The organism is Glaciimonas sp. OK215 (assembly GCF_057787885.1).
The window spans coordinates 2,980,018-3,000,123 of the sequence record NZ_CM173544.1; the positions used below are offsets into that span (position 1 = coordinate 2,980,018).

Annotated in this window: 22 protein-coding genes and 1 tRNA gene; 8 read left to right on the forward strand and 15 right to left on the reverse strand. The window is 54.5% G+C overall.

Annotation, left to right across the window (positions count from 1 at the left end; genetic code table 11):
- The first annotated feature begins 40 nt into the window (after positions 1-40).
- The 4 genes from msrB to AC3CHX_RS13405 all read left to right on the forward strand — a co-directional run bounded on the left by msrB (position 41) and on the right by AC3CHX_RS13405 (position 2,326).
- A complete protein-coding gene (msrB, locus tag AC3CHX_RS13390; RefSeq protein WP_488644491.1) occupies positions 41-439 on the forward strand; it encodes a peptide-methionine (R)-S-oxide reductase MsrB in 399 nt (132 codons plus the stop codon).
- Between the two features lie 90 nt (positions 440-529).
- Positions 530-1,150, forward strand: coding sequence for a septation protein A (locus tag AC3CHX_RS13395; protein WP_488644492.1), 621 nt, complete (start codon positions 530-532; stop codon positions 1,148-1,150).
- Complete coding sequence (locus AC3CHX_RS13400) at positions 1,147-1,425, forward strand: BolA family protein (RefSeq protein WP_488644493.1); 279 nt, start codon at positions 1,147-1,149, stop codon at positions 1,423-1,425. Before AC3CHX_RS13395 ends, AC3CHX_RS13400 begins: the two co-directional genes overlap by 4 nt.
- A 121-nt stretch (positions 1,426-1,546) precedes the next feature.
- Positions 1,547-2,326 carry a peptidylprolyl isomerase gene (locus AC3CHX_RS13405; protein WP_488644818.1) on the forward strand — a complete coding sequence of 260 codons (780 nt, stop codon included), beginning with the start codon at positions 1,547-1,549 and terminating at the stop codon, positions 2,324-2,326.
- A gap of 128 nt (positions 2,327-2,454) precedes the next feature.
- Here the strand turns inward: AC3CHX_RS13405 and AC3CHX_RS13410 are convergent, their stop codons facing one another.
- Positions 2,455-3,297, reverse strand: coding sequence for a hypothetical protein (locus tag AC3CHX_RS13410; RefSeq protein ID WP_488644494.1), 843 nt, complete (start codon positions 3,295-3,297; stop codon positions 2,455-2,457).
- A 107-nt stretch (positions 3,298-3,404) separates the two neighbouring features.
- Positions 3,405-4,622 carry a patatin-like phospholipase family protein gene (locus tag AC3CHX_RS13415; RefSeq protein WP_488644495.1) on the reverse strand — a complete coding sequence of 406 codons (1,218 nt, stop codon included), beginning with the start codon at positions 4,620-4,622 and terminating at the stop codon, positions 3,405-3,407.
- 274 nt (positions 4,623-4,896) lie between these two features.
- Here AC3CHX_RS13415 and AC3CHX_RS13420 point away from each other — a divergent pair, with 274 nt between their 5' ends.
- Positions 4,897-5,589, forward strand: a complete 693-nt coding sequence (locus AC3CHX_RS13420; protein ID WP_488644496.1) for an HAD family hydrolase — start codon at positions 4,897-4,899, stop codon at positions 5,587-5,589.
- Between the two features lie 42 nt (positions 5,590-5,631).
- Here AC3CHX_RS13420 and AC3CHX_RS13425 read toward each other — a convergent pair whose 3' ends face one another.
- Entirely contained in the window at positions 5,632-6,189 is a 558-nt protein-coding gene (locus AC3CHX_RS13425; RefSeq protein WP_488644497.1) for a hypothetical protein, read from the reverse strand.
- 47 nt (positions 6,190-6,236) lie between these two features.
- The gene (locus AC3CHX_RS13430) at positions 6,237-6,881 is read right to left on the reverse strand and encodes a class I SAM-dependent rRNA methyltransferase (protein WP_488644498.1); all 645 of its coding nucleotides are present in this window, start codon (positions 6,879-6,881) and stop codon (positions 6,237-6,239) included.
- Here AC3CHX_RS13430 and AC3CHX_RS13435 point away from each other — a divergent pair.
- Positions 6,880-7,122 carry a hypothetical protein gene (locus tag AC3CHX_RS13435; protein ID WP_488644499.1) on the forward strand — a complete coding sequence of 81 codons (243 nt, stop codon included), beginning with the start codon at positions 6,880-6,882 and terminating at the stop codon, positions 7,120-7,122. The genes AC3CHX_RS13430 and AC3CHX_RS13435 overlap by 2 nt on opposite strands.
- Before the next feature lie 46 nt (positions 7,123-7,168).
- Here the strand turns inward: AC3CHX_RS13435 and AC3CHX_RS13440 are convergent, their stop codons facing one another.
- From AC3CHX_RS13440 to AC3CHX_RS13450, 3 genes are all read right to left on the reverse strand, one after another.
- Complete coding sequence (locus AC3CHX_RS13440) at positions 7,169-7,729, reverse strand: phasin family protein (protein WP_488644500.1); 561 nt, start codon at positions 7,727-7,729, stop codon at positions 7,169-7,171.
- Between the two features lie 169 nt (positions 7,730-7,898).
- Positions 7,899-9,077: an acetyl-CoA C-acetyltransferase gene (locus tag AC3CHX_RS13445; RefSeq protein WP_488644501.1), complete on the reverse strand. Its 1,179-nt coding sequence runs from the start codon at positions 9,075-9,077 to the stop codon at positions 7,899-7,901.
- Positions 9,078-9,405: 328 nt separating this feature from the next.
- Positions 9,406-10,995, reverse strand: coding sequence for an MFS transporter (locus tag AC3CHX_RS13450; RefSeq protein ID WP_488644502.1), 1,590 nt, complete (start codon positions 10,993-10,995; stop codon positions 9,406-9,408).
- A 183-nt stretch (positions 10,996-11,178) separates the two neighbouring features.
- Between AC3CHX_RS13450 and AC3CHX_RS13455 the strand changes: the two genes are divergently transcribed.
- On the forward strand, positions 11,179-12,039 hold the full coding sequence (locus AC3CHX_RS13455) for a DHHA1 domain-containing protein (protein ID WP_488644503.1): 861 nt from the start codon (positions 11,179-11,181) through the stop codon (positions 12,037-12,039).
- Positions 12,040-12,042: 3 nt separating this feature from the next.
- Here the strand turns inward: AC3CHX_RS13455 and AC3CHX_RS13460 are convergent, their stop codons facing one another.
- A complete protein-coding gene (locus tag AC3CHX_RS13460) occupies positions 12,043-14,115 on the reverse strand; it encodes a sensor domain-containing diguanylate cyclase (RefSeq protein ID WP_488644504.1) in 2,073 nt (690 codons plus the stop codon).
- A gap of 485 nt (positions 14,116-14,600) precedes the next feature.
- On the opposite strand from AC3CHX_RS13460, the gene AC3CHX_RS13465 reads away from it, so the two are divergent.
- Positions 14,601-15,167, forward strand: a complete 567-nt coding sequence (locus AC3CHX_RS13465; RefSeq protein ID WP_488644505.1) for a phasin family protein — start codon at positions 14,601-14,603, stop codon at positions 15,165-15,167.
- Positions 15,168-15,422: 255 nt separating this feature from the next.
- On the opposite strand, the gene AC3CHX_RS13470 is transcribed toward AC3CHX_RS13465, so the two are convergent.
- From AC3CHX_RS13470 to AC3CHX_RS13500, 7 genes are all read right to left on the reverse strand, one after another.
- A complete protein-coding gene (locus AC3CHX_RS13470) occupies positions 15,423-16,052 on the reverse strand; it encodes a malonic semialdehyde reductase (protein WP_488644506.1) in 630 nt (209 codons plus the stop codon).
- A 237-nt stretch (positions 16,053-16,289) separates the two neighbouring features.
- Complete coding sequence (locus tag AC3CHX_RS13475) at positions 16,290-16,886, reverse strand: short chain dehydrogenase (protein WP_488644507.1); 597 nt, start codon at positions 16,884-16,886, stop codon at positions 16,290-16,292.
- Positions 16,887-17,179: 293 nt separating this feature from the next.
- Positions 17,180-17,392: a GDCCVxC domain-containing (seleno)protein gene (locus AC3CHX_RS13480; RefSeq protein ID WP_488644508.1), complete on the reverse strand. Its 213-nt coding sequence runs from the start codon at positions 17,390-17,392 to the stop codon at positions 17,180-17,182.
- Between the two features lie 127 nt (positions 17,393-17,519).
- Positions 17,520-17,595 (reverse strand) — tRNA-Thr (locus AC3CHX_RS13485).
- Between the two features lie 300 nt (positions 17,596-17,895).
- Complete coding sequence (locus AC3CHX_RS13490; RefSeq protein WP_488644509.1) at positions 17,896-18,804, reverse strand: NAD-dependent epimerase/dehydratase family protein; 909 nt, start codon at positions 18,802-18,804, stop codon at positions 17,896-17,898.
- Between the two features lie 31 nt (positions 18,805-18,835).
- Positions 18,836-19,117 carry a hypothetical protein gene (locus AC3CHX_RS13495; RefSeq protein WP_488644510.1) on the reverse strand — a complete coding sequence of 94 codons (282 nt, stop codon included), beginning with the start codon at positions 19,115-19,117 and terminating at the stop codon, positions 18,836-18,838.
- Positions 19,110-20,006, reverse strand: a complete 897-nt coding sequence (locus tag AC3CHX_RS13500; RefSeq protein WP_488644511.1) for a LysR substrate-binding domain-containing protein — start codon at positions 20,004-20,006, stop codon at positions 19,110-19,112. The genes AC3CHX_RS13495 and AC3CHX_RS13500 overlap by 8 nt, the downstream gene beginning before the upstream one ends.
- Between the last annotated feature and the right edge of the window lie 100 nt (positions 20,007-20,106).

Below are 20,106 nucleotides of genomic sequence, written 5' to 3' on the forward strand. Positions count from 1 at the left end.
GAAACTGCAGAAAAAATTGCCGAACGAACAGGAATACATCATGAGTAACTTGAAAGTCACGAAAACCGAAGCGGAATGGCGCGCCGCGCTGGAACCAATGGAATATGAGGTCACGCGGCATGCGGCAACCGAACGTCCGTTTACCGGCAAATTCTGGGATCACCACGAACACGGCATTTATACTTGCGTCTGCTGTAATACACCGCTGTTTGAATCGGACGCCAAATTTGACTCCGGTTGCGGTTGGCCGAGCTATTTCAAAGCCATCAATCCGGAAAATGTCAGCGAGCGCATTGATCGCACCCATGGCATGACCCGCACTGAAATTGTATGCAATGTGTGCGATGCCCATTTAGGTCACGTTTTTCCTGATGGCCCGCCGCCAACCGGATTGCGGTACTGTATCAACTCCGCATCGCTGCGGTTTGATCCTGCATAATCCGGCTTATTGATATAAACCCATGTTTGCAACGGCGAGCGACAACCGTCACCGACATAGTTCTCACTATTCTGAAAGAAAGCCCAGTCCATGAAGTTTCTGTTCGACCTGTTCCCCGTCATACTTTTTTTCGGCATTTTCAAATGGGGCGAAGGCCACGCTGACGCCGCGCAATCGCTGGTGTCGCAATATCTGTCAGGCTTCGTGTCCGGCGGTGTGATCAGCGCGACCCAGGCGCCGATTATATTGGCGACTGCGATGGCGATTGTCGCCACCCTGTTGCAGATCGGCTATCTACTCACACGCCGTAAAAAAGTCGATGCCATGCTGTGGGTCTCGCTGGTGATCATTGCGGTATTTGGTGGCGCGACGATTTATTTCCATAACGAAACATTTATCAAATGGAAGCCAACCGTCCTGTACTGGTGTTTTGCCGCAGCGCTGCTGGTAAGTCAGCTGGCCATGGGTAAAAACCTGATCCGCAACATGATGGAAAAACAGATGGCGCTGCCCGAAGCTATCTGGGCCAAAGTGGGTTTGGCATGGGGCGCTTTTTTTGTATTTATGGGCTTGCTGAATCTGTACGTGGCATTCAACTTCCCGACCAACACCTGGGTCAACTTCAAGTTGTTTGGCGGCATGGGATTGATGTTCGCCTTCGTCATTGGACAAAGCCTTTTACTCTCCAAATACATCAAGGATCCGGAATGACTACCCGAATAGATGCCATTCGCACAAAACTAACTGCAACTTTCGCGCCGACTGAATGTCTGTTGGAAGATGAGTCGGCAATGCATGCGGGACATGCCGGCGCCGCCTCTGGCGGTGGTCATTATCGGTTAACACTGATTTCCGCAGTTTTTGAAGGGAAAAATCGTTTAAATCGACATCGCCTGGTGTATGATTGTCTGGATGACATGATGAAGCATGAGATTCATGCCTTGGCGATCACCGCTCTGGCGCCATCCGAGATAAACAACTCTTGAGAACGCGTAAATTAGCAATATATCGGTAAAATTTAGTTACACATTAATTAGACACTTCATTCTTTCTAGCTATATTCTGTTTTATTCTTCTACATCTCCCCATTCTATTTAGGATTTGAACATGACTTTTAAACCTGCTCGCTTGCTGGTGGTACTTTTTGCAGTTGCTGCTTTACCTGCTCTGGCTCAAAATATTGCTGTTGTAAATGGCAAGGCAATTCCTTCTTCACGTGCCGACATGATGGTTTCGCAACTGTCAGCTCAAGGTGGCCAACCTGATTCGCCGCAACTGCGCGCAATGGTTAAAGACGAACTGATCAACCGCGAAGTACTGATCCAACAAGCTGAAAAACAAGGCCTGGGTAACAACCCGGAAGTGAAAGCGCAAGCTGACATCGCGCGTCAATCGATCCTGATCCGCGCACTGGTTGCCGACTACGTCAAGAAAAACCCGGTTAGCGAAGCTGACATCAAAGCTGAGTACGACAAATTCAAGGCAAGTGCCGGCGACAAGGAATATCATGCCCGTCACATCCTGGTTGAAAAAGAAGACGATGCAAAAGCCATCATCGCCAAGCTGAAAGGCGGCGCCAAGTTTGAAGATCTGGCCAAGCAATCGAAAGATCCAGGTTCGGCAGCTAACGGCGGCGACCTCGGCTGGGCAACTCCAGTTTCATTCGTCAAGCCATTCTCCGATGCGCTGATCGCCCTGAAACCGGGCCAAGTCACTGATACGCCAGTCAAGACCCAATTCGGCTACCACGTCATCAAGCTGGAAGAGTCCCGTGCTGCGAAGATCCCTACACTGGCAGAAGTAAAGCCGCAAATCACTGAAGCGCTGCAACAGAAAAAACTGCAAGCGTACCAACAGGAACTGCGCGCAAAAGCCAAGATACAATAAGCCCTGCTCACGGTTGCAACCAGAAAAAGCGCTCTTCGGAGCGCTTTTTTATTGCCCAAAGACACGCATGATCTCCACCGGCTGGTCAGAATTCCGCCACGCTTATGTATAGAGTCCTGGCACCGACCTTACTGTGGCGCCCGAGAATTCAGCGCCGGCCTGTATGTGATGCGCAACCGAAAGTTGTTGTACCAGCTTATTTTTGCGTCGTTATCCCGGGGCGGGCTTTTCGCAGGGAATGGCAGCCTTGGGCCACCCAGGACGAAGCCGAAGTTGTTTCGGCTCTTGCTGACCCACTCGCACACTTGTCCGGACACCCTGACACTAATGGTCTCGCCAACTGGCAACAACGCTTCATTGTCGCAAAGCATATTGGAAGAAAACACTTCGGTGGCGACACAGAGCTTGTTGGCATAGGAAATGGGCGTCGGGCTGTCGATTAGCTTACCGTCGCTGCGAGATACCGACTTCACCGTGTCGAACAAGAGCTCCGCATTGACAATGGAATCAAACTGACTCAGGTCAAACTGGACCCCACCTCTAAATACCGAAACCCGTATATCGTCACAAGCAAAGGGCGGCGTACCAGCCTTGAAGAAGTCATCGTACCCGACCATCATCTGTGCCGGAGCCGGAGAAAAAGTGGTAGCTGGTGTTTTCCGTTGAGAAGCGCAAAAGCCAAAAGAGCCGGCTTCTCCTGAAGTGCCCGAGGTGGTGGCAACTGGCTGCAACTCCACCGTTTTAAGCATGACCGACGCGCACCCCGACAGTAGCAATACCAGCAAGCTGTGAGCAACGGCGATTTTCAGCCACGAGATGAATAGCTTGTTCATTTTTCCGAACCCCTCGGTTAAATTGTCGACCAAAGCCGCGGCAGCACCGAAGCTCCCTTCCTTTAATTTGGGTCGCGCCAAGCAATTCAACCATTGTTTCGGAAAACCTTGCTGCACGGCTATTCTTGCCGTTTTCAATCTATGTTCATTCCAATACAGTACTCAAAAATTACCAAAAATACCACCTAAAACCATCGCCAATTCATTTTTAGCAACACATGTGCCGCGAGGTGTCGGGCTTTATTTCACTTTGTCACAGACTTTCCATCAAACTGCATTTTTTCAGCCGGCGTAAGTACCGGCAACGGCCGCGCATAAGGCGTGGTAATGACATCCCACGGCTTGCGGCTCTGCGCACGCTCAAATCCAAATTTCTCAATGCGTGTCATCCACTCCCCATTAAACAAATCTGCTGCACCGGGCTCACTTGAAAACTCCGATGGAATCGCGGTGTAACGCATCTCGAGTTGCAGTCCGGGCACCTCGGCGTTGACCGCGCGCGTCATATCTTTCAAACCGGCAAGATATTGGAGCTGATGGTTCCAGAACATCAGTACGTTGCTACGCTGCACGATAGCTGCACGGCTGGATGGATCAATTGCGACTGGCCGGGGATACGTCCACATATTTACCAACACCCAGATGCGCACCGTCACCGGCTGTGTCAGTCCTGACGCTACGAGACGCGTGGCCAATTTACGGTAGCCGTCAAAATCCAGCACTGCAAGCGCATTCGACACGATACCGCCATCCGCATGAACGTGGCCATCAATCACCACCGGCGGAAATATGCCTGGAATCGCAGTGGTTGCCAGCAATATCTTTCGGACCCGATCCGCGCCGTCCGACGTCGCCGTCAACTCGTGACCTATATCCCAGATCCGCCCAATACCGAGATCGAAATCGGTGGTCCCAATCACCAGCTGTCGGCCTTCAGCAAAACTGGCCTGCAGCTGATCGGCCATGCGGGCATCCATCTCGCGTTCGATCATGCCCCGATAGCGCTTGATGTTGACTACTCCACCCGTTCGTCGCAACCAGAATAGCCGATCGAACGTTGGCGCGAAATCACTGGTGGCGCTGCGATACAGCGTTGACGCCTGATCGAGTGCCGCCTCGGTGCCGAGTAACGCAAACGGCGCCTGCAAGCCACCGGTACTAATCCCGGTGACCAGATCGAAGCGCGGCATCGGTGCATCGGTACGACTGCGCCATCCGCGTAAAAAGCCTATGCCGTAAGCACCGTGCTGACCGCCACCGGACAACAACAATATATCCAGCGTGCGGTCGCCACGGCTGATGCTGCGCTGGGCCAGGCCGTGGACGATGGCGTCTATCCTCGCTTCGTACTGCCCCCGGGTCGTATTACCGTCCGCCTCTAGCCGCGCAGACGTGGTTGCAGGGCGCTGCAGCGTGGCACGTAGTCCGGCAGCGGTCAGTAAAGCGAGGAAGTAACGCATCATGTTGAAGCCCTTGACCAGGATTAGTGACTATTCGCTGTCAGAAGCGAGCGTTTCGTACCCTGCCGCGCCGATCGCAGTGACAAGACAATTTTTGGGAAATGATTTATCCAATTCGATGATGCGCCTGTTTCACGAAAAAATGACAAGCCCTAATGACGAAAATCGCTTTCAAACATCAACGTCATGCTCCTGTCACATCATTTCGCTATGTTGCTGACAGAATCGCAGTGTTTGCCAGAGGCGCATTGCCGGCAACAGTTTTCACGGATAACGCATGTACAACAATAACAAACGACTTATCATCCTGGACGCGGACGGCACCACGATTGATGCGTTTAGCGCCATCGACAAAACATTTTCGCGTCATAGCATGGCGCTAGGCGATGAGGAAAGCTTTCAGAAGCGACGCCATATTTTCAAATATCTGGGTGGACTGAAAGATTTTCCGGCGAATATCAAAAAGCAGATCGGCAAGCAAAGCCGCAAACAGATCATCGCAACCCTGACCGAAGTGTATAGGGATGAGGCGCTGCTGTATCCGCAGATTGCGGCACTGATTCAAACGCTGATTGCTGCTCCCGACGTTGTGGTCGGCCTGGTCACGCGTAACGTCACCAACCAGCCGGAAGCAACGCTCCGCCAGCTCTTCCGCCGCCACGACATCGATCTCGATGCGCTCGATTTTTTCATTCATATTCCCGTTAGTCAGGAAAAGACCGATCATTTCCGCGCCGCCAGAGAACGTTTTGATATCAACCCGGCGCGCAGCTATATCTGCGGCGATGAACACAAGGATTTCCTTGCGGGGATAAATTCCGGCATGCATCCGTTCATGGTCTCATATGGATTTGAAAGCCATAAACGGCTGACCAAGAAATTTAAGGTGCCGGAAGAACTCATCTCACGGACTTCAGAAGAACTCTGCAACAGAGTCCGGCATGGACTGGGGCTGGTGGATTTTGCCTAGTAGTTGCCCAGCTGCAGTTTACGCGCTTCTCTTACTTGCCGATCAGCCTTTTTGCAAAAACTCACTCACCAGAATTTCATCCTGAAATGCGGTGGCCATGACGACAGCCCCGAAGAAGTTTTTGTTCAGACCAAGTGTGTCCGTTATCCGTTGATGGCCCGCCTTGTCAACCGGCATTCGTAATACGACGGTCATGTACTTTGGCGTGCTGTGCGAGTTTGCCTGCGGCGTTAACTCAGGAACCGATAACGCGGATTGCGCAGCACCGAGCGCTGCCGCAGCTTCAGGCTCAGCATCTTTGCCGTGCGACGTTTCCGCTACCGAATCCGCCGCCAATTCCTGTGCAATTTCTTCTTCAGAAACGATGACAGTGGTATGCGGCTCCGGCCATTTTTTGGCGCCGCCTATCAGCGTGGGGATGCCGCCGGTGACTTCAAATTCGGTAGCGGAAATTTTTTCATAATGAAATGGCTCCCAGCCTTCGATACCGTGTTTACGCTTCGCAACGTTCTCCATCGCTTGCGCCGGACCGCAGCCATTCGCAAGCATGCCGACCGGGAGGATTTCTGCATTGCTCGCCGGTGTTGTTGTATCGTTCATTTCAGACTTTCTTCACTCATTCACACTGCAAGCAGGCGGACATAAAATCACCGGTATTTGCTCTTTTTCCCGGTCTTGATATCCAGCGCAAAGCGCACGCCATTTTCCGTGAACTGCGTTTCATCCGGAGGTTCTTCTCCAGCCAACACACCGGAAACATTCAGCAAGCCCTCACCTTTACGGATCAGTTCATCCGACCGTTCGTACACGTTCGGACAGCCGGTTTCGGCCATCAGGGCCTTGACGATAGGAACCTTCCAGGCCTCAACGCCGGCGGCCTGAAATTCGCATATCAAATAACCTTTACGGCCGCCATACCAATCCACCAGCAATCCCGGCAGACCGTCTTTCTCGGCCAAAACCAGATGAACTACATCAGTAGCCGCGGCATTCTTGCCAGCGCCGGCGAGGCTGCGTGTCTCTACGGCGGTCTTGACGCGGCGCTTCATGAACGCGTGGTCGACCGCCTCGTTCTGGTCAAAGGTCCAGACCCGCGCACGGATTTCGGATTTCGGGCTATGCGCCGCACGTGCCAGAAATTTACCGGAAGACGAATGCACCAGCGCGGTAGCGCCAAACTGCATCTTTTCCCCTGGCTTACCATCGACCCGCTCAATTGCAGATGCGTAAATCCATGGCTGGCGAACCAGCAGGCTTTTTTCTTTGCCTTGTTTGATGGTAATGATGAGCATGGTGCCGATTCCAGAAGCTTTCAGGGGCGCCAATGATAAACCTGCGGCAAAGCCAGCGGCAACTTTATTTGCCTTTTCAGGTTTCATCCGCAGTCATAGGGAAATCGAGCAACAGGCTGAGAAACAGCAACGGGAGCATCAGCATGAAAAATGGCGATTCAGGGACAGCCCTGCTTTTCTGCACGGGCACTGGAACCGTTGCTGCATTATTGCTGCGCGGGTATTCCTCTTGCACATATGAAAACAGGCCGCAATGCGGCCTGTCAAAGTACTACGATGCAAATCGTTTATTTCTTGGCACTAACAGTCTTTTCTACAGATTGCGTAAGCTGGTTCGTGACCGTGGTCAAATTGGTTTCCAGCGCGTCAACAGCTTGTTTAGTGGTCTTGGTCAACTGATCATAGCCAGCGTTTACATTGCCAAAAGCCGATTTCAGCAGCGCAACCGCATTTTCTGAGCCAGCCGGTGCATTTTTTGTGACTTCGCTCACCAACGTGTTGACCGAGTTGCGTACTTCAGTAATCCGCTCTTCAGCGACTTTGGTGAACTCGGCTTGCGTGCTGGACGCAATCCCGGCCAAATGACGGCCATAGGAAAGCACCTTTTCAGCATTCGGTTGCACTTGGTTAGCGGTCAGCGTGAAAAATTCTTGCGCGTCTTTGGCGGAGAGTAATTGCTTGGTTGCAACAGCAGACTCTTCCAGAGAAGCTTTCGCGGCATTGACGTTTAATTCGACCACTTTTGCGACACCTTCAAACGTTCTGCTAGTCAGCGCGTTGATCATGGCAAGCTGGGCTTCGAAATGCGTTTTGGTGGCAGTTGAAATTTGTTCTGAGAACGAAAACATGGCTTTTTCCTTGAGGTTCAATAATTAATTCATTAGATCAATCAACGTATGCTGCGCCGCAGCAAATTTTATTTTAACCTACCAACCAATCCTGTCAAGATAAATATTTGTGCGACGCAGCATAAACAACCATCAATCGGGCGCACTAACCGCCGCTGATCCAATACCCTTAATCACGCTCCACTGCCAACGCCACGCCCATGCCGCCGCCAATGCACAGGCTGGCCAAGCCGCGCTTGGCATCGCGGCGGACCATCTCATGCAACAAGGTCACCAGAATGCGGCAGCCTGACGCGCCAATCGGATGGCCGAGGGCGATGGCGCCGCCATTCACGTTGATTTTGGCGGTGTCCCAGCCCATCTCTTGATTGACGGCGATGGCCTGCGCCGCGAAGGCTTCGTTGATTTCCATCAAATCGACATCCTGATGGGTCCATCCGGCTTTTTTTAGACACAGTTGGGAGGCCGGAACCGGCCCCATGCCCATGATGCTCGGATCGACGCCGGCCGACGAATACGCCTTGATCCTGGCCAGCGGCGTCAGGCCCAGTTGCTGCGCCAGGGCGGCCGACATCATCAGCACCGCTGCGGCCCCGTCGTTGAGGCCGGACGCATTGCCGGCGGTGACCGAACCGTCCTTGCTAAAGGCCGGACGCAGGCCGGACAAGGATTCCAGCGTGGTACCGTGTTTGATGTATTCGTCGCTGTCGAAGACTATCGTGCCCTTCTTCTGCTGAATCTCCAGCGGCAGGATTTCATCCTTGAACTTGCCCGCTTTCTGGGCCGCTTCGGCCTTGTTTTGCGAAGCCAAAGCGAATTCATCTTGTTGCAAACGCGAAATATCGTATTTCTTCGCTACATTTTCCGCCGTCGTTCCCATGTGATATTGGTTATAGACGTCCCACAGGCCATCGACGATCATGGTATCGACCAACTTGGCGTCACCCATGCGGAAGCCGTCGCGCGAGTTGTTCAGCACATGCGGTGAGGCGCTCATGTTTTCCTGACCGCCGGCGATGACGATTTGGGCATCGCCGCACTTGATGGCTTGCGCGGCAAGATGGACCGCTTTCAGGCCGCTGCCGCAGACTTTACCGACCGTGAATGCCGGCACCATATCGGGCAGCCCGGCGTGAATACCGGCCTGGCGCGCCGGATTCTGGCCGCAACCGGCAGTCAGTACCTGCCCCAGAATGACTTCACTGATCTGCTCCGGCTTGATCCCGGTCCTGGCCAGCAGTCCCTTGATCACATGCGCGCCCAGATCGGCCGCCGGGACCTTGGCCAACGCCCCGCCAAATTTACCTACCGCAGTACGGCCTGCGGCAACAATAACGACGTCATCCATTTCAAATCTCCTCTTAAAAATAGCCCGCAGTGCGGGCTATTTAGTTTGGTAAAACCCGGCGCTGTCCAGCTACCAGTTTACTGCTTGTTGCCCGGAAGATTCAAGGCGCCCACGCAACGCTCACTTCCTGGCAGCACTGCTGGTTTCCGCTGCTTGCGACGCCTGGTTTGCGGCAGCCGTCTTACGAATCGGACAAAAGCGCCGATTTGACGGACGAAATCCAGTGACGAATGGAGTATGCGTAAATTAAGCAGGCGCTGCTATCGTTGTTAGCGCGACTCTTTTGTAGGGGTTCACCTACAAGAACGTTGCCTGTAGCTGTAGTGGATCAGGTTTTTTGTTTTTTTTGAGGGCAGACGCCAATCAACAACCAGGCGCTCAAGGCACTCCCCAATGCCAGCAACGCAGAGAGCAACATCACCCAACGGAAGCCCGATACGTACGACTGGTTAATGGCGCTTTTCAGGGCTACCCGCTCCGGTTCGCTCGCTTCCGCCGGCAACGCGATTGCAGCAAGTCTGGCACGTTGCGCCGCTACTGTGTGCAACTTGCCCGGGGCCATACTCAAGGTCTTGAGATGCCGGTCCAGGCTGGCATTGAACGCCAGGTTCATCACAATTCCGAAGATCGCAATGGCCAGCAAGGCGGCGCTACGCGAGACGGCGTTGTTGACGCCGGATGCCGCGCCGGCAAGACTCTGATCGACCGCATTCATCACCGTCGTGGTCAGCGGCGCGACACTGATCGACATGCCGACTCCCAGCATCAGCACCGCCGGGAAATAATTCGCCCAGTAACTGCCGCCCACGCCGGGAACGGCGAACCAGGCAAATCCGATTGCCGCAATCGTCGGGCCAATCACGAGCGGCCTCTTGGCGCCGTATCGGTCAACCAGTCCCCCGCTCCACCTGGACAGGGAAAACATCAGTAGCACGAACGGCAGCAACGAAGCGCCAGCAGCGACCGCGGAATAGCCTTGCACTTGAATCAGGTTCAGCGGAAAAAAATACAGGCCGCCGCCAAGCGCCGCATATAGCAGGAGCGTCAGCAAGTTCGCTCCGCTGAAATTGCGGGAATGGAATAAGCCTAGCGGCAGCATAGGAGCCGGATGCCGTAACTCGACGCGAATAAAAATCGCAATCATCAGCGCAGCCAGAACCAGCGTTGCAATCACCGTCACGTCGCTCCATCCGTGGTTCGACGATTCAATCAAGCCGTAGACCAGGCATCCCAGCCCGCTGCTGGCCAGCGCAGCGCCGGTCCAGTCCAGGCTGCCTGAGGCACGCGGGTCGCGGCTTTCTGGCACGTATCTGAACGTCAGGATCATGACCAGCAAGGCGAGCGGAACGTTGATCAGAAATGCCAGGCGCCATGAAACATGCTCAATCAGAAAACCGCCGATCACCGGCCCAATCGCGGCGGTGATAGCGGTGTAGCCGGACCAGGTGCCGATCGCCTTGCCGCGTTCGCTTACGGGAAACGAAGCGCTGATGAGGGCGAGGCTGCCCGGAACCAGCAAGGCGCCGCCGATGCCCTGTACCGCTCGGGCGAAAATCAATTGCAGGACGCTACCAGTCGCCCCGCACCAGATGGACGCGACGGCAAATAGCGCGACGCCAAGGACAAACACGCGCCGCCGCCCGAAGCGGTCGCCTGCGGTGCCCCCGACCAGCAGCAGCGCCGCCAGGAAAAGCGTGTAGGATTCAACCACCCACTGCACATCGGAAGCGCTGGCGCCGAATGCGCGTTGCAAGGCAGGAAGCGCTACGTTGACCACGGTGCCATCGATAAACACCATGCTGGAGGCGAGTATCGTGGCCGCCAGCACCCATGGGCGCGCGCTGCGCCTGCACAGTGCATCCGCCGCCGCGTGGGCAATGGCGCCCTCGTCACGAGGGGGGACAGGCGGTACAGTCATTGACATCACTCCCGCATGAGCTGGCGTTTGCCAAGCATAGCGTAAATTGTCATTTGTACCGGGTGCAATATCGGCAATTGCAGGACTTCAACCGACAAGTCTTGCGATTGCGTCAAAAAAATGTCAGTAGTGGCGCAAAATGGCATCGGCGTCAAAAACCGTATCAACCAAAAGGATTTTTGCATGGCCCCCCTGAAAAATATCGTGGTCATTTACCACGCCCCCTGTCCGGATGGATTTGCCGCGGCATATGCGGCCTGGCGCAAATTTGGCGACAACGCGAGTTATCTGCCAGCAGGGCACGGCCTGAATTTCGATGTGAACCTGACCGGCAAAGAGGTGTATATGCTGGATTTCAGCTTGAAACGCCCTCAGGTCGCAGCGATTTTCGCGCAAGCCAGATCGTTCGTCATCCTGGACCACCATAAGACAGCGCAGGAAGACCTGGCGGGCCTGTCGTATGCCACATTCGACCTGCACCGCTCCGGCGCCGGCTTGGCCTGGGATTACTTCCACCCGCGCGTAGCGCGACCTTCACTGATTAATTTCGTCGAGGACCGTGACCTGTTCGTCTGGAAGTACGCGGAGAAAACGGAGTATTTCACATCGAACCTGGACACAATGCCGTACGACTTTCAGGCGTGGCACCGCGTTGCCGAGTTGGACCGGCACCCTGACGACCTCGCACGCTTCATTGAAAGCGGCCGGCAGATGAGCGAAAAGTTTCAATGGGCAGCGCGCAGGCTGGCTGAGTTGGCGGAGCCCGTCGAATTTCACGGCTATGCCGCTGGCCGGGTTAACCTGCCGTCACTCTTTACGACCGATGTCGGCAGGTACATCTACGAGAAAAACGGAACGCTCGCGCTCTTGTGGCGTATCGAGGGCAGGCAACTGTATGTCAGCATGCGCTCGGCCAACGACGTAGACGTGGGGGCCATCGCGAAACAGTATGGCGGCGGCGGGCATAAAAACGCCGCAGCGTTCCAGATGGACATCAAGCAACCTGAGGCGCGGGAGTTCATGCAGCGGTACTTGTTGAGCTAAACGTTATTCGACTGGCGCTTTTTTAGCGGCTGCTTTTCTTTGACGGGCTCCCCTTCGGAGCGCCATCTCGAATCTGGAAAATTTTCCACGTTGTTTGACAACCAATGGGCGACTATGGTGGCGGACCGGGAGCTCCTTGAACCCTGCCGGCAACTGTTCCGGTCCGATATCCAGATGTGTTTTTACACAAAGCTGGTCATAGAACCGGAATTGTCCCCGCCCTGCGGCTTTTGCAGAATACATCGCCATATCCGCATTCCTGAGGAGTGTTTCCGCATCGTTTCCATCGCGTGGGAACAGGCTGATACCGACGGATGCACCGACCACATGTCTGCGCCCCAGGATTTCAAACGGTGCGCGAAATTCCTGGTTGATGCGAAAGGCCACCTGCGCGACTGCCTCCTGGTTAGCGGCAGCTTCCAACAATACCGTGAATTCATCGCCACCAAGCCGCACCACCCTGTCTGCCGGACGCAATACTGACTTCAAGCGCAGCGCCGCGGCCTGCAACAGTGCGTCTCCGGCATGATGACCTGACGTGTCATTTATCGTCTTGAACTCATCCAGGTCAATAAATAGCAGGGCAAATAGCGTATCGCTGTTTCTTGCCTGGTTCAGCGCGGCAGGCAGAAAATGCATCAACCAGTGGCGATTCGGAAGCGACGTCAGGGCATCCATATTGGCCATGCTCAACAGCGCCTGTTCGTACGCCTTCGTCTCGGAAATATCCCGCACCGTCACCGCCAACCCCGGTCCCGAGCGCACCAGCTTGCGCGACATCCAGGTAACATGCGCCGGATTGCGACGCGATGCCCTGAATTCGTCTTCGTAATAGCCGGTTTCCATCGCACTCCGAAAAATAGTCAAAACGGGGTGCCCATGCTCGTCTGAATACAGGTCGGATAATTTTTTGCCGACGAGTTCCTGTTTTGTATAACCGGCAAGGACAGCGCCGCGTTCATTGCAATCTTCCACCATAAAATCGACCACGCTATTCTGTTGGTCGTAGACCGCCCGGACCATGTAAAAGCCTTCACGCGCACCGTCGATGGCCAACTGATAGGTATTTTTCACTTCATCCGCCTGGTGCTTTCTCCATGCCAGTCGTGCAGAAAAGAAGATACCAACCGTCGCCAGCACAAGCAGGAACGCACTTCCCGCAATGGCAATGTTGCGATAATTGTCTGCGGTTGCCTGATATGCAGCAAACACTTCGGCGTCAGATAACCCAACGAAGGAAACCAGGGGATAGTTGGCAAGTCTCTGCCAGGCAATGATACGTGGCTGGCCGTCGACAAACTTCTCCTTTGGCATACGCTCGACACCACTGTCTGATGCGAATACGGGGGGTGAACGGAAAATTGACGGTAGCGACCGGATGCGTTCGCCCATTTTTGCTGCCAATACGACACCATCCGTATCCATTACTGCCAGACAATCGCTCAGGCGTAGACTGGACTCGTCGTAAAACGATGCAAGATAGGCCGGTTCGACGCCCACTACGACTATCCCGTCAAATGCGCCGTCGACTGCATCCAGCCTTCGCGTAAAGCGGATGACTATTTTCGTGGAACGACGCCCCATGCCCGGCTTGCTGATTAGCAGGCCCTTGGCCGGGTTCAATTTCTGGGCCTTGAAATAATCCCTGTCAGCGATATTCCGGGCGTTAGTGCTACCCAATGTGCTCGTGACGACCGTTCCGTTGCGGTCGACGATGCTGACGAAAAGTTGCGCAGACCGTGGATACAGTCCTTGTTGCAATTCGTCTTCCAGCTTGAGCGCACCATGCGTTGTCTGCCAGTCGTATTTGACAGTGCGCGTTATCTGGTCGATTTGGTCAACGGAACGGGACAACTGTTCGGTGTAGGCTTTGGAAAGATGGTCGGCCTCCCTGAGCGCTTTTCTTTCGACCTCCGCTTTATCGCTTCCGATTTTCACCAGCGTTATCCCCCAGGTTAAAGCGCCCAGGAGAATGCAGACCAGGGGCCACAAAAGGATGACGCGAATGCTGCCGCGCAGAAACGCAAGGCGTTGCATCTGTCGGGTGAGGCGCTTACCTAGACTGATGTCGGTCATAGCGCGATATGCAATTTATAGGACAGCTTTAGAAAAAGCAGCGGCAGACGATATTTGGTGCGGCCGACTGCTTGACATTGGGCGCCAACCATTTTCTACACCGGGCGGGCGATTTAGTGTGAATGGAATGGCGCAAAAAAAGATTACCATAGTGCATCCAATGAGAGTGAATTTTACCGCAAGCGCCTTGTTGAAGAACTCGCTGCCGGGGCACGTTCCTGAGAGTGAATGGAAATCGACAGTTTGGCGCAGCTGTTTCCCGCAGTTGTGCCCTCCTCTTGCTGCAGTTGGCCCAACTGATCCGATGCCGTCGCACGAGCCCCATGTCATCAAGACGTAATCATCGAATGGTATCTTTCCATCTGTCCGATTTCTTTTCCACGATGAAATCGTATCTGCTAGTAGCTTAGCAAGCACTATTTGATGCGACGCACGCCTTTACGGCGACCGGCATTCACCATTCATTAAATCCCGAGGAGCAGTTCATGTTTTCTAATTCAGAACAATTTACATCCGCGACGAAAGCCCTGTTCGAATCCCACATCGCCGCCGTCCATGCGCTGAGTCGTACAACAATTGAAGGTGTAGAAAAGGCAATGGCGCTGAATATCGCTGCTACGAAAGCCTCCGTGGAAAAGTCTATTGCGGACGCGAAGCAATTGTCTTCTGCTAAAGACCCGCAGGAATTTTTCTCGCTGACAGCGGCACAAGCGAAGCCGACTGCGGAAAACCTGGTTTCGTATAGCCGTCACTTGACCGATATCGCCGCTGGCATCCGGGCTGAGTTCACGCAAGCCGCCGAAGCCCAATTCGCCGATACCAAAAGCAAGATAACTGCGCTGGTGGAGAACGTCACCAAAAACGCACCGGCCGGCTCCGAACAAGCGGTTGCGTTTCTGAAATCGACCATCGACAACGCTAGCGCCGGTTACGAGCAGCTGACTAAGACCAGCAAGCAAGCCGTCGCTTCTGTCGAAGCTCGGGTTGTCGAGGCAACGGAGCAGTTTTCGGAAGCCGTAGAGACGGTTACCCCTAAAGCTGCCAAAAAGTAAGCGATAGCCGGGCAGGATGTTGACGGGTCGCGTTTGCGGCCCGTTTTCAATTACGCGACAAAAAACAGAAACAAAAAAGCCCGCTGATAAAAGCGGGCTCAATCCAACTCTTGGATGAGTTGGAGGAGACAACTGAACTATGCGCCATTACCGCAAAAATTTGGACTTTATTTTCAGCGTCCGGACTGTTTCATTCGTCAATAGCATTCTGTATTGATACAGCCTGAACGCCAACATAGTACAACGTTTTATTCATCAAAGCAGTTTGCATGCTTCATCGAAATCGAGCCGCGGGCTACGTGGAAACAGCTTATCCGGGTCACCATACCCAAGGTTGCACAAGAAGTTGGTTTTGATGTGGCTGTCGGGAAAATTCTCGCACTCAAAATTCAGCCGCTTTTCAGCAGGGAAGAACTCATGGTCGACTTTTGCCTGATCAAAGCCGGACATCGGCCCACAGTCCAGTCCCAAGGCGCGCGCGGCAATGATGAAATAGGCGCCCTGCAGCGAACTGTTGCGCCGCGCTGTGACTTCCGCCAACTCAGGTGTATCGACGAACCAGGAGCGTGCGTCCGCGTGGGGGAACAACTTCGGTAATTGTTCATAAAACTTGCCGTCGTAGCCGATGATGGCCGTAACCGGTGCCGCCATGGTCTTGTCGACGTTACCCGGTGCCAATGCCGGCAGCAGCCTCTGTTTCGCTTCCGGCGTGCGCAGAAACAGGATGCGTGCAGGTGAACAGTTGGCGCTGGTCGGTCCCCATTTCATCACTTCGTAGAGCTGGCGCAACAGGTCATCGCTGACAGGTTTGTCTAACCACACGTTATGGGTACGGGCGGTACGAAACAGTAGGTCGAATCCTTCGTCGTTGAGTTGCTTGCTCATGATGATTTCCTTGATGTCTGTGAGGTGGGCAGAAATTCTTTGGCGACAAACCTGGTTCAGGCGGAGAAAGGAAAGAGGCTTGCCGTATTCCAGGATTCAGCATAGTACGCGAAGGTCTTTTTGTCGATGCGTACGGCCTTGACGGGAGCCTACGCCAGCCTGTGTCTGGAACGGCGCAAGCGTCGGCTGCTCGAGAGCCATGACGCGCCGATATCGACTAAGCGTTGAAAGTTAAATTCAGTGGGTGACCGACACCACCTGACCTGAAATGTCTTCCAAAATACATTTCAGGTAGGCTTGGGCGACCACTGCCGCCCGAACGCCCTTGCTGGGGTCGCGCCCCAGAGCGTCAAGCGTCTCCCACACCCATCCCGGGCTAACGACATTCACACGAATCTTTCCTTGCAGTTCAAGTGCCGCTGCCCGCCCAAACCCCTCAATGCCAGCGTTCACGGTGCTCACTGCAGCACTGCCGGGCATCGGGTGTTGCGCGAGCAGGCCACTGGTGAGCGTAACCGAACCCCCTTCGACAATGTACGGAACCCCATACCGGACAAGATTGGCCTGCCCCATCAACTTATTGGCAAGGCTGAACGCAAAATCATCGTCGGTGATGGCGTCCATCGGAGCGAATTTCGCTGTGCCCGCCACACAAACCACCGCGTCAACCGTACCCACCTGTTTGTACATCGCCAGAATCGACTGCTTCTCGGAAATATCTACAGCGATCTCCGCGCTTTGACGGCTGGCGCCTACCACCTCATGCTCTGCGGACAACAGAGCGACAATTTCTTTTCCAAGGAGCCCTGTGGCCCCAACGACCAGTATGCGCATACATCCTCCTGATGATAGATGATGGGCCGCGGCGTACAGCCCCACAGTCCTAGCTCAGTTTGAAGACGAAACAGCTTGCCTGCCTTAGATAGCATAGGCGCACTCCAAAGCCATTGCCAGCAAGGGAAACCAGGCATGCCTGTTTAATGGTCAAACCACCATTTCCCACCTTGTATTTGCCAATCTTCAGTGTTCATATATCCAGTACTTTGCATATCAAAATCATACGTGCGACATCATTTGAAGTGAAGAAAACCCATGTTGCCCCCACCCGTATGCCTACATTGGCATACCTACCCGCAGCAACCCTTTTGCTCTTGCATGGGCGGGCACTTCACCGAACCGTAGGAACAAAACACGCAGCAGTCGCCGGCCTTTGGCCTGAGCAAGGCTTTACAGTTTTCGCACTCGTAAAAGAACTGGCATGCGTCGGTCGGCATGGTTTCTGGCTTAGCGAAGCCACATTGCGGACAAGTCAGAACGGTGTCGAGAATAACTGTACTCATATAATCAGTAAATCCAGGGAATCAGTTTTTTCACACGCGATTTGTAAGCTGTATATGCGGGGTATTGCTCTTGCAGCCAGCGCTCTTCCCGGCGCGCCTTCATTCATAGTATCTAGTCTCTTCAAATTGGTGCCGACTACCTGACTCGAACAGGTCACCTTCTGCTTACGAAGCAGTTGCTCTACCAGATGAGCTAAGCCGGCGTAATACGTTTACCAATGACCAAATCGCCAGGTCAGCGCCGTCAACCGGGCTCCGTAGTCAATCGGGTCAAGTGCTAAGTTGCAAGACAGTGTTCCTCGCAGGATAAAGAGTCACGGTATTGCCGATTCCCTGGAGCGGTCCGAGATGCCAGGTTGTCCAGCACCTTCGCCAGGTCTCGCCGATGTTTCTCGATGTATTCTTGCACAGTCCGGCGCAATAGCTCGTGAAAATTGTAGCGTGGTTTGCAGCCTTTGCTGTAGGGCCGGCCTAGTTGGTCCGGCACTGCCGAAATATTCTGGTTATTCATCGCTGACCCTCATGTCACGCTTGATCCAAGCGATGACAGAGACGTGCTTCGGCGTCCAGCCGAGATCATTGCGCGCGCGTTTGGCCGAGACCCGGCTGTTGGAACCAAACGAATACACCGCATGGCCGAAGCCCCATTCCTTGATTGCCTCTTCGACCGGCCACGCTTGCGGCGCATCCAGCCCCAGTCGTTCGGCAATCGCTGCCGTAATGTCGGCATACGAAGCCTGACCGTTTTCAACGTAATAGAACGATCCGGCCGGCGCCTTCCGGAGTGCCAGCAAATACAGCTCGACCACATCTTCGATATGTACGTTGGACCAGATATTCACTCCCTTGCCGACAAAGCGTGCGATGCCGCTCTTGCGCGCCTGCGCCACCAATGGCGGAATCTGGACGCTATACGGATTCAGTCCGAGGCCGTTGCCGTAAATCATGCTGTTACACAGGATGACCGAGCGCACACCACGTCCGGCTGCAGCGATGATCAACTGGTCCAGGGCCGCGCGCCGGGCTTTTTCCGGGGCCGGTTCAAACGGCGTATCTTCATCGAAAATCTGCTCGGAGGCCCATTCGCCACGGGCGTCGTCGCCGATCACGCTGGAGCCGCTGGTGTGAATAAATACCTTGCCCGAGCCGGCCAGCGCGTTGAGCAGGGTTTCGACCGCGGGCGCGTTGTCCGAGCTGGCGGCATTCACCACCGCATCCGCACGCTGCGCCTCGCGCGTCAGGATCTCAGCATCGGAGAGGGTGCCGAGGACTGGTTGAATACCAAGCTCGCTGAGACGCGCAGCCTGCGCTTCAGTACGCACCAAACCTCGCACTGTGTATCCTTCCGCAATAAAACGCGCTGCAACGGAGCCGCCGATAAAGCCGGTTGCACCTGTGATAAATACGTTCATCTTGTTTCCAGTTCGGTAATTAGCGCTACGGTCAGGCGTTTGGTAATGGCGCATTCGCTGCGACTTGGCCCTCTTCGCGCAGTGCGAGCCAGAAATAACATATTGCCCAGGGGGCGGTGCCAAATCCGACTTTACCCGGTAAGTTGATACGCATAACAATTCCTAAAAAATGATTAAGTGGACGTACTATGCGCGCATTGATTGTTGTGAAAAATACCGCATTGATCAAATGATCTTTGACTGAATCGCAATAATTGACGACTTGACTTGGCGGTGGGAGGCACAGACACCCCAGACCGCCGCCATCATTCATCCAGTACGCCCGTTAGTTTCTGCGCCAGGAAACTGACCAGCGCACCAATGCGTGGTGCCAGCGCTCCCTGTTTGTAGAATACGGTCCACACTGGTTGATTCCATGGCAGTGTCACTGACTCCAGAACCGGCGCCAAACGGCCGCTTGATACATCGCTACGCGTTAGAAAGTCGGCCAGGCAAACGATACCGGCGCCGGCCAATGCCAGGTGACGTAGCGTCTCACCACTTGAGGCAGCAATGGCAGGTTGCACCGGCAATCCATCACCTCCCTGTTGCGGCAAGGGCCAGATATTCAGCGAAGCCGGCACCGTAAAGCCAAGCAGACGATGGCCGGCAAGCTGGTCTATGTTTTCCGGCGTACCGTGGCGTGCCAGATACGCCGGAGATGCCAACAATCGAAGACGACTTGTTCCCAGACGTCTGGCGTTAAGAGTGGAATCGGCCAAGGGGCCGATGCGTATGGCCAGATCGACGCGCTCCTCAATCAGATCGATCACGGTTTCGCCACTGATCAGCTCTAACCGCAGCAACGGATAAGCATCCATGAATTCCGCCGCCAAGGGGGCGACCAGGTGGTCCAGCACCGGCGTCGCAGCGCTGACACGTACCAGGCCTGAAGGCTGGGAAAGGCGGGCGGTCATTTGCTCTTCCGTGTCTTGCAAGTCGGACAGGATTTTCCTTGCGCGCGCCAATAACCACTCGCCCTCTTCGGTCAGGTCCAGCCGGCGGGTGGTGCGTGTGATCAAGGCCATGTGCAACTGCGACTCCAGGCGCGAGACGGCGCGGCTTATTCCGGACGGAGTCTGGCCCAGCCGCTCGGCCGCGGCAGAGAAGGAGCCGGTATCTATCACGGCAACGAAGGCAATGAGCGCCTCAATATTCAGCATTGGTGACTCCAAGTCAAAAATGTATTGTAGCCGCAGTGGTTTTTCTTTGACAGCGCCAGGCCCACACTGCGAGGCATCTTTTACCCACACAGAAGGAAAA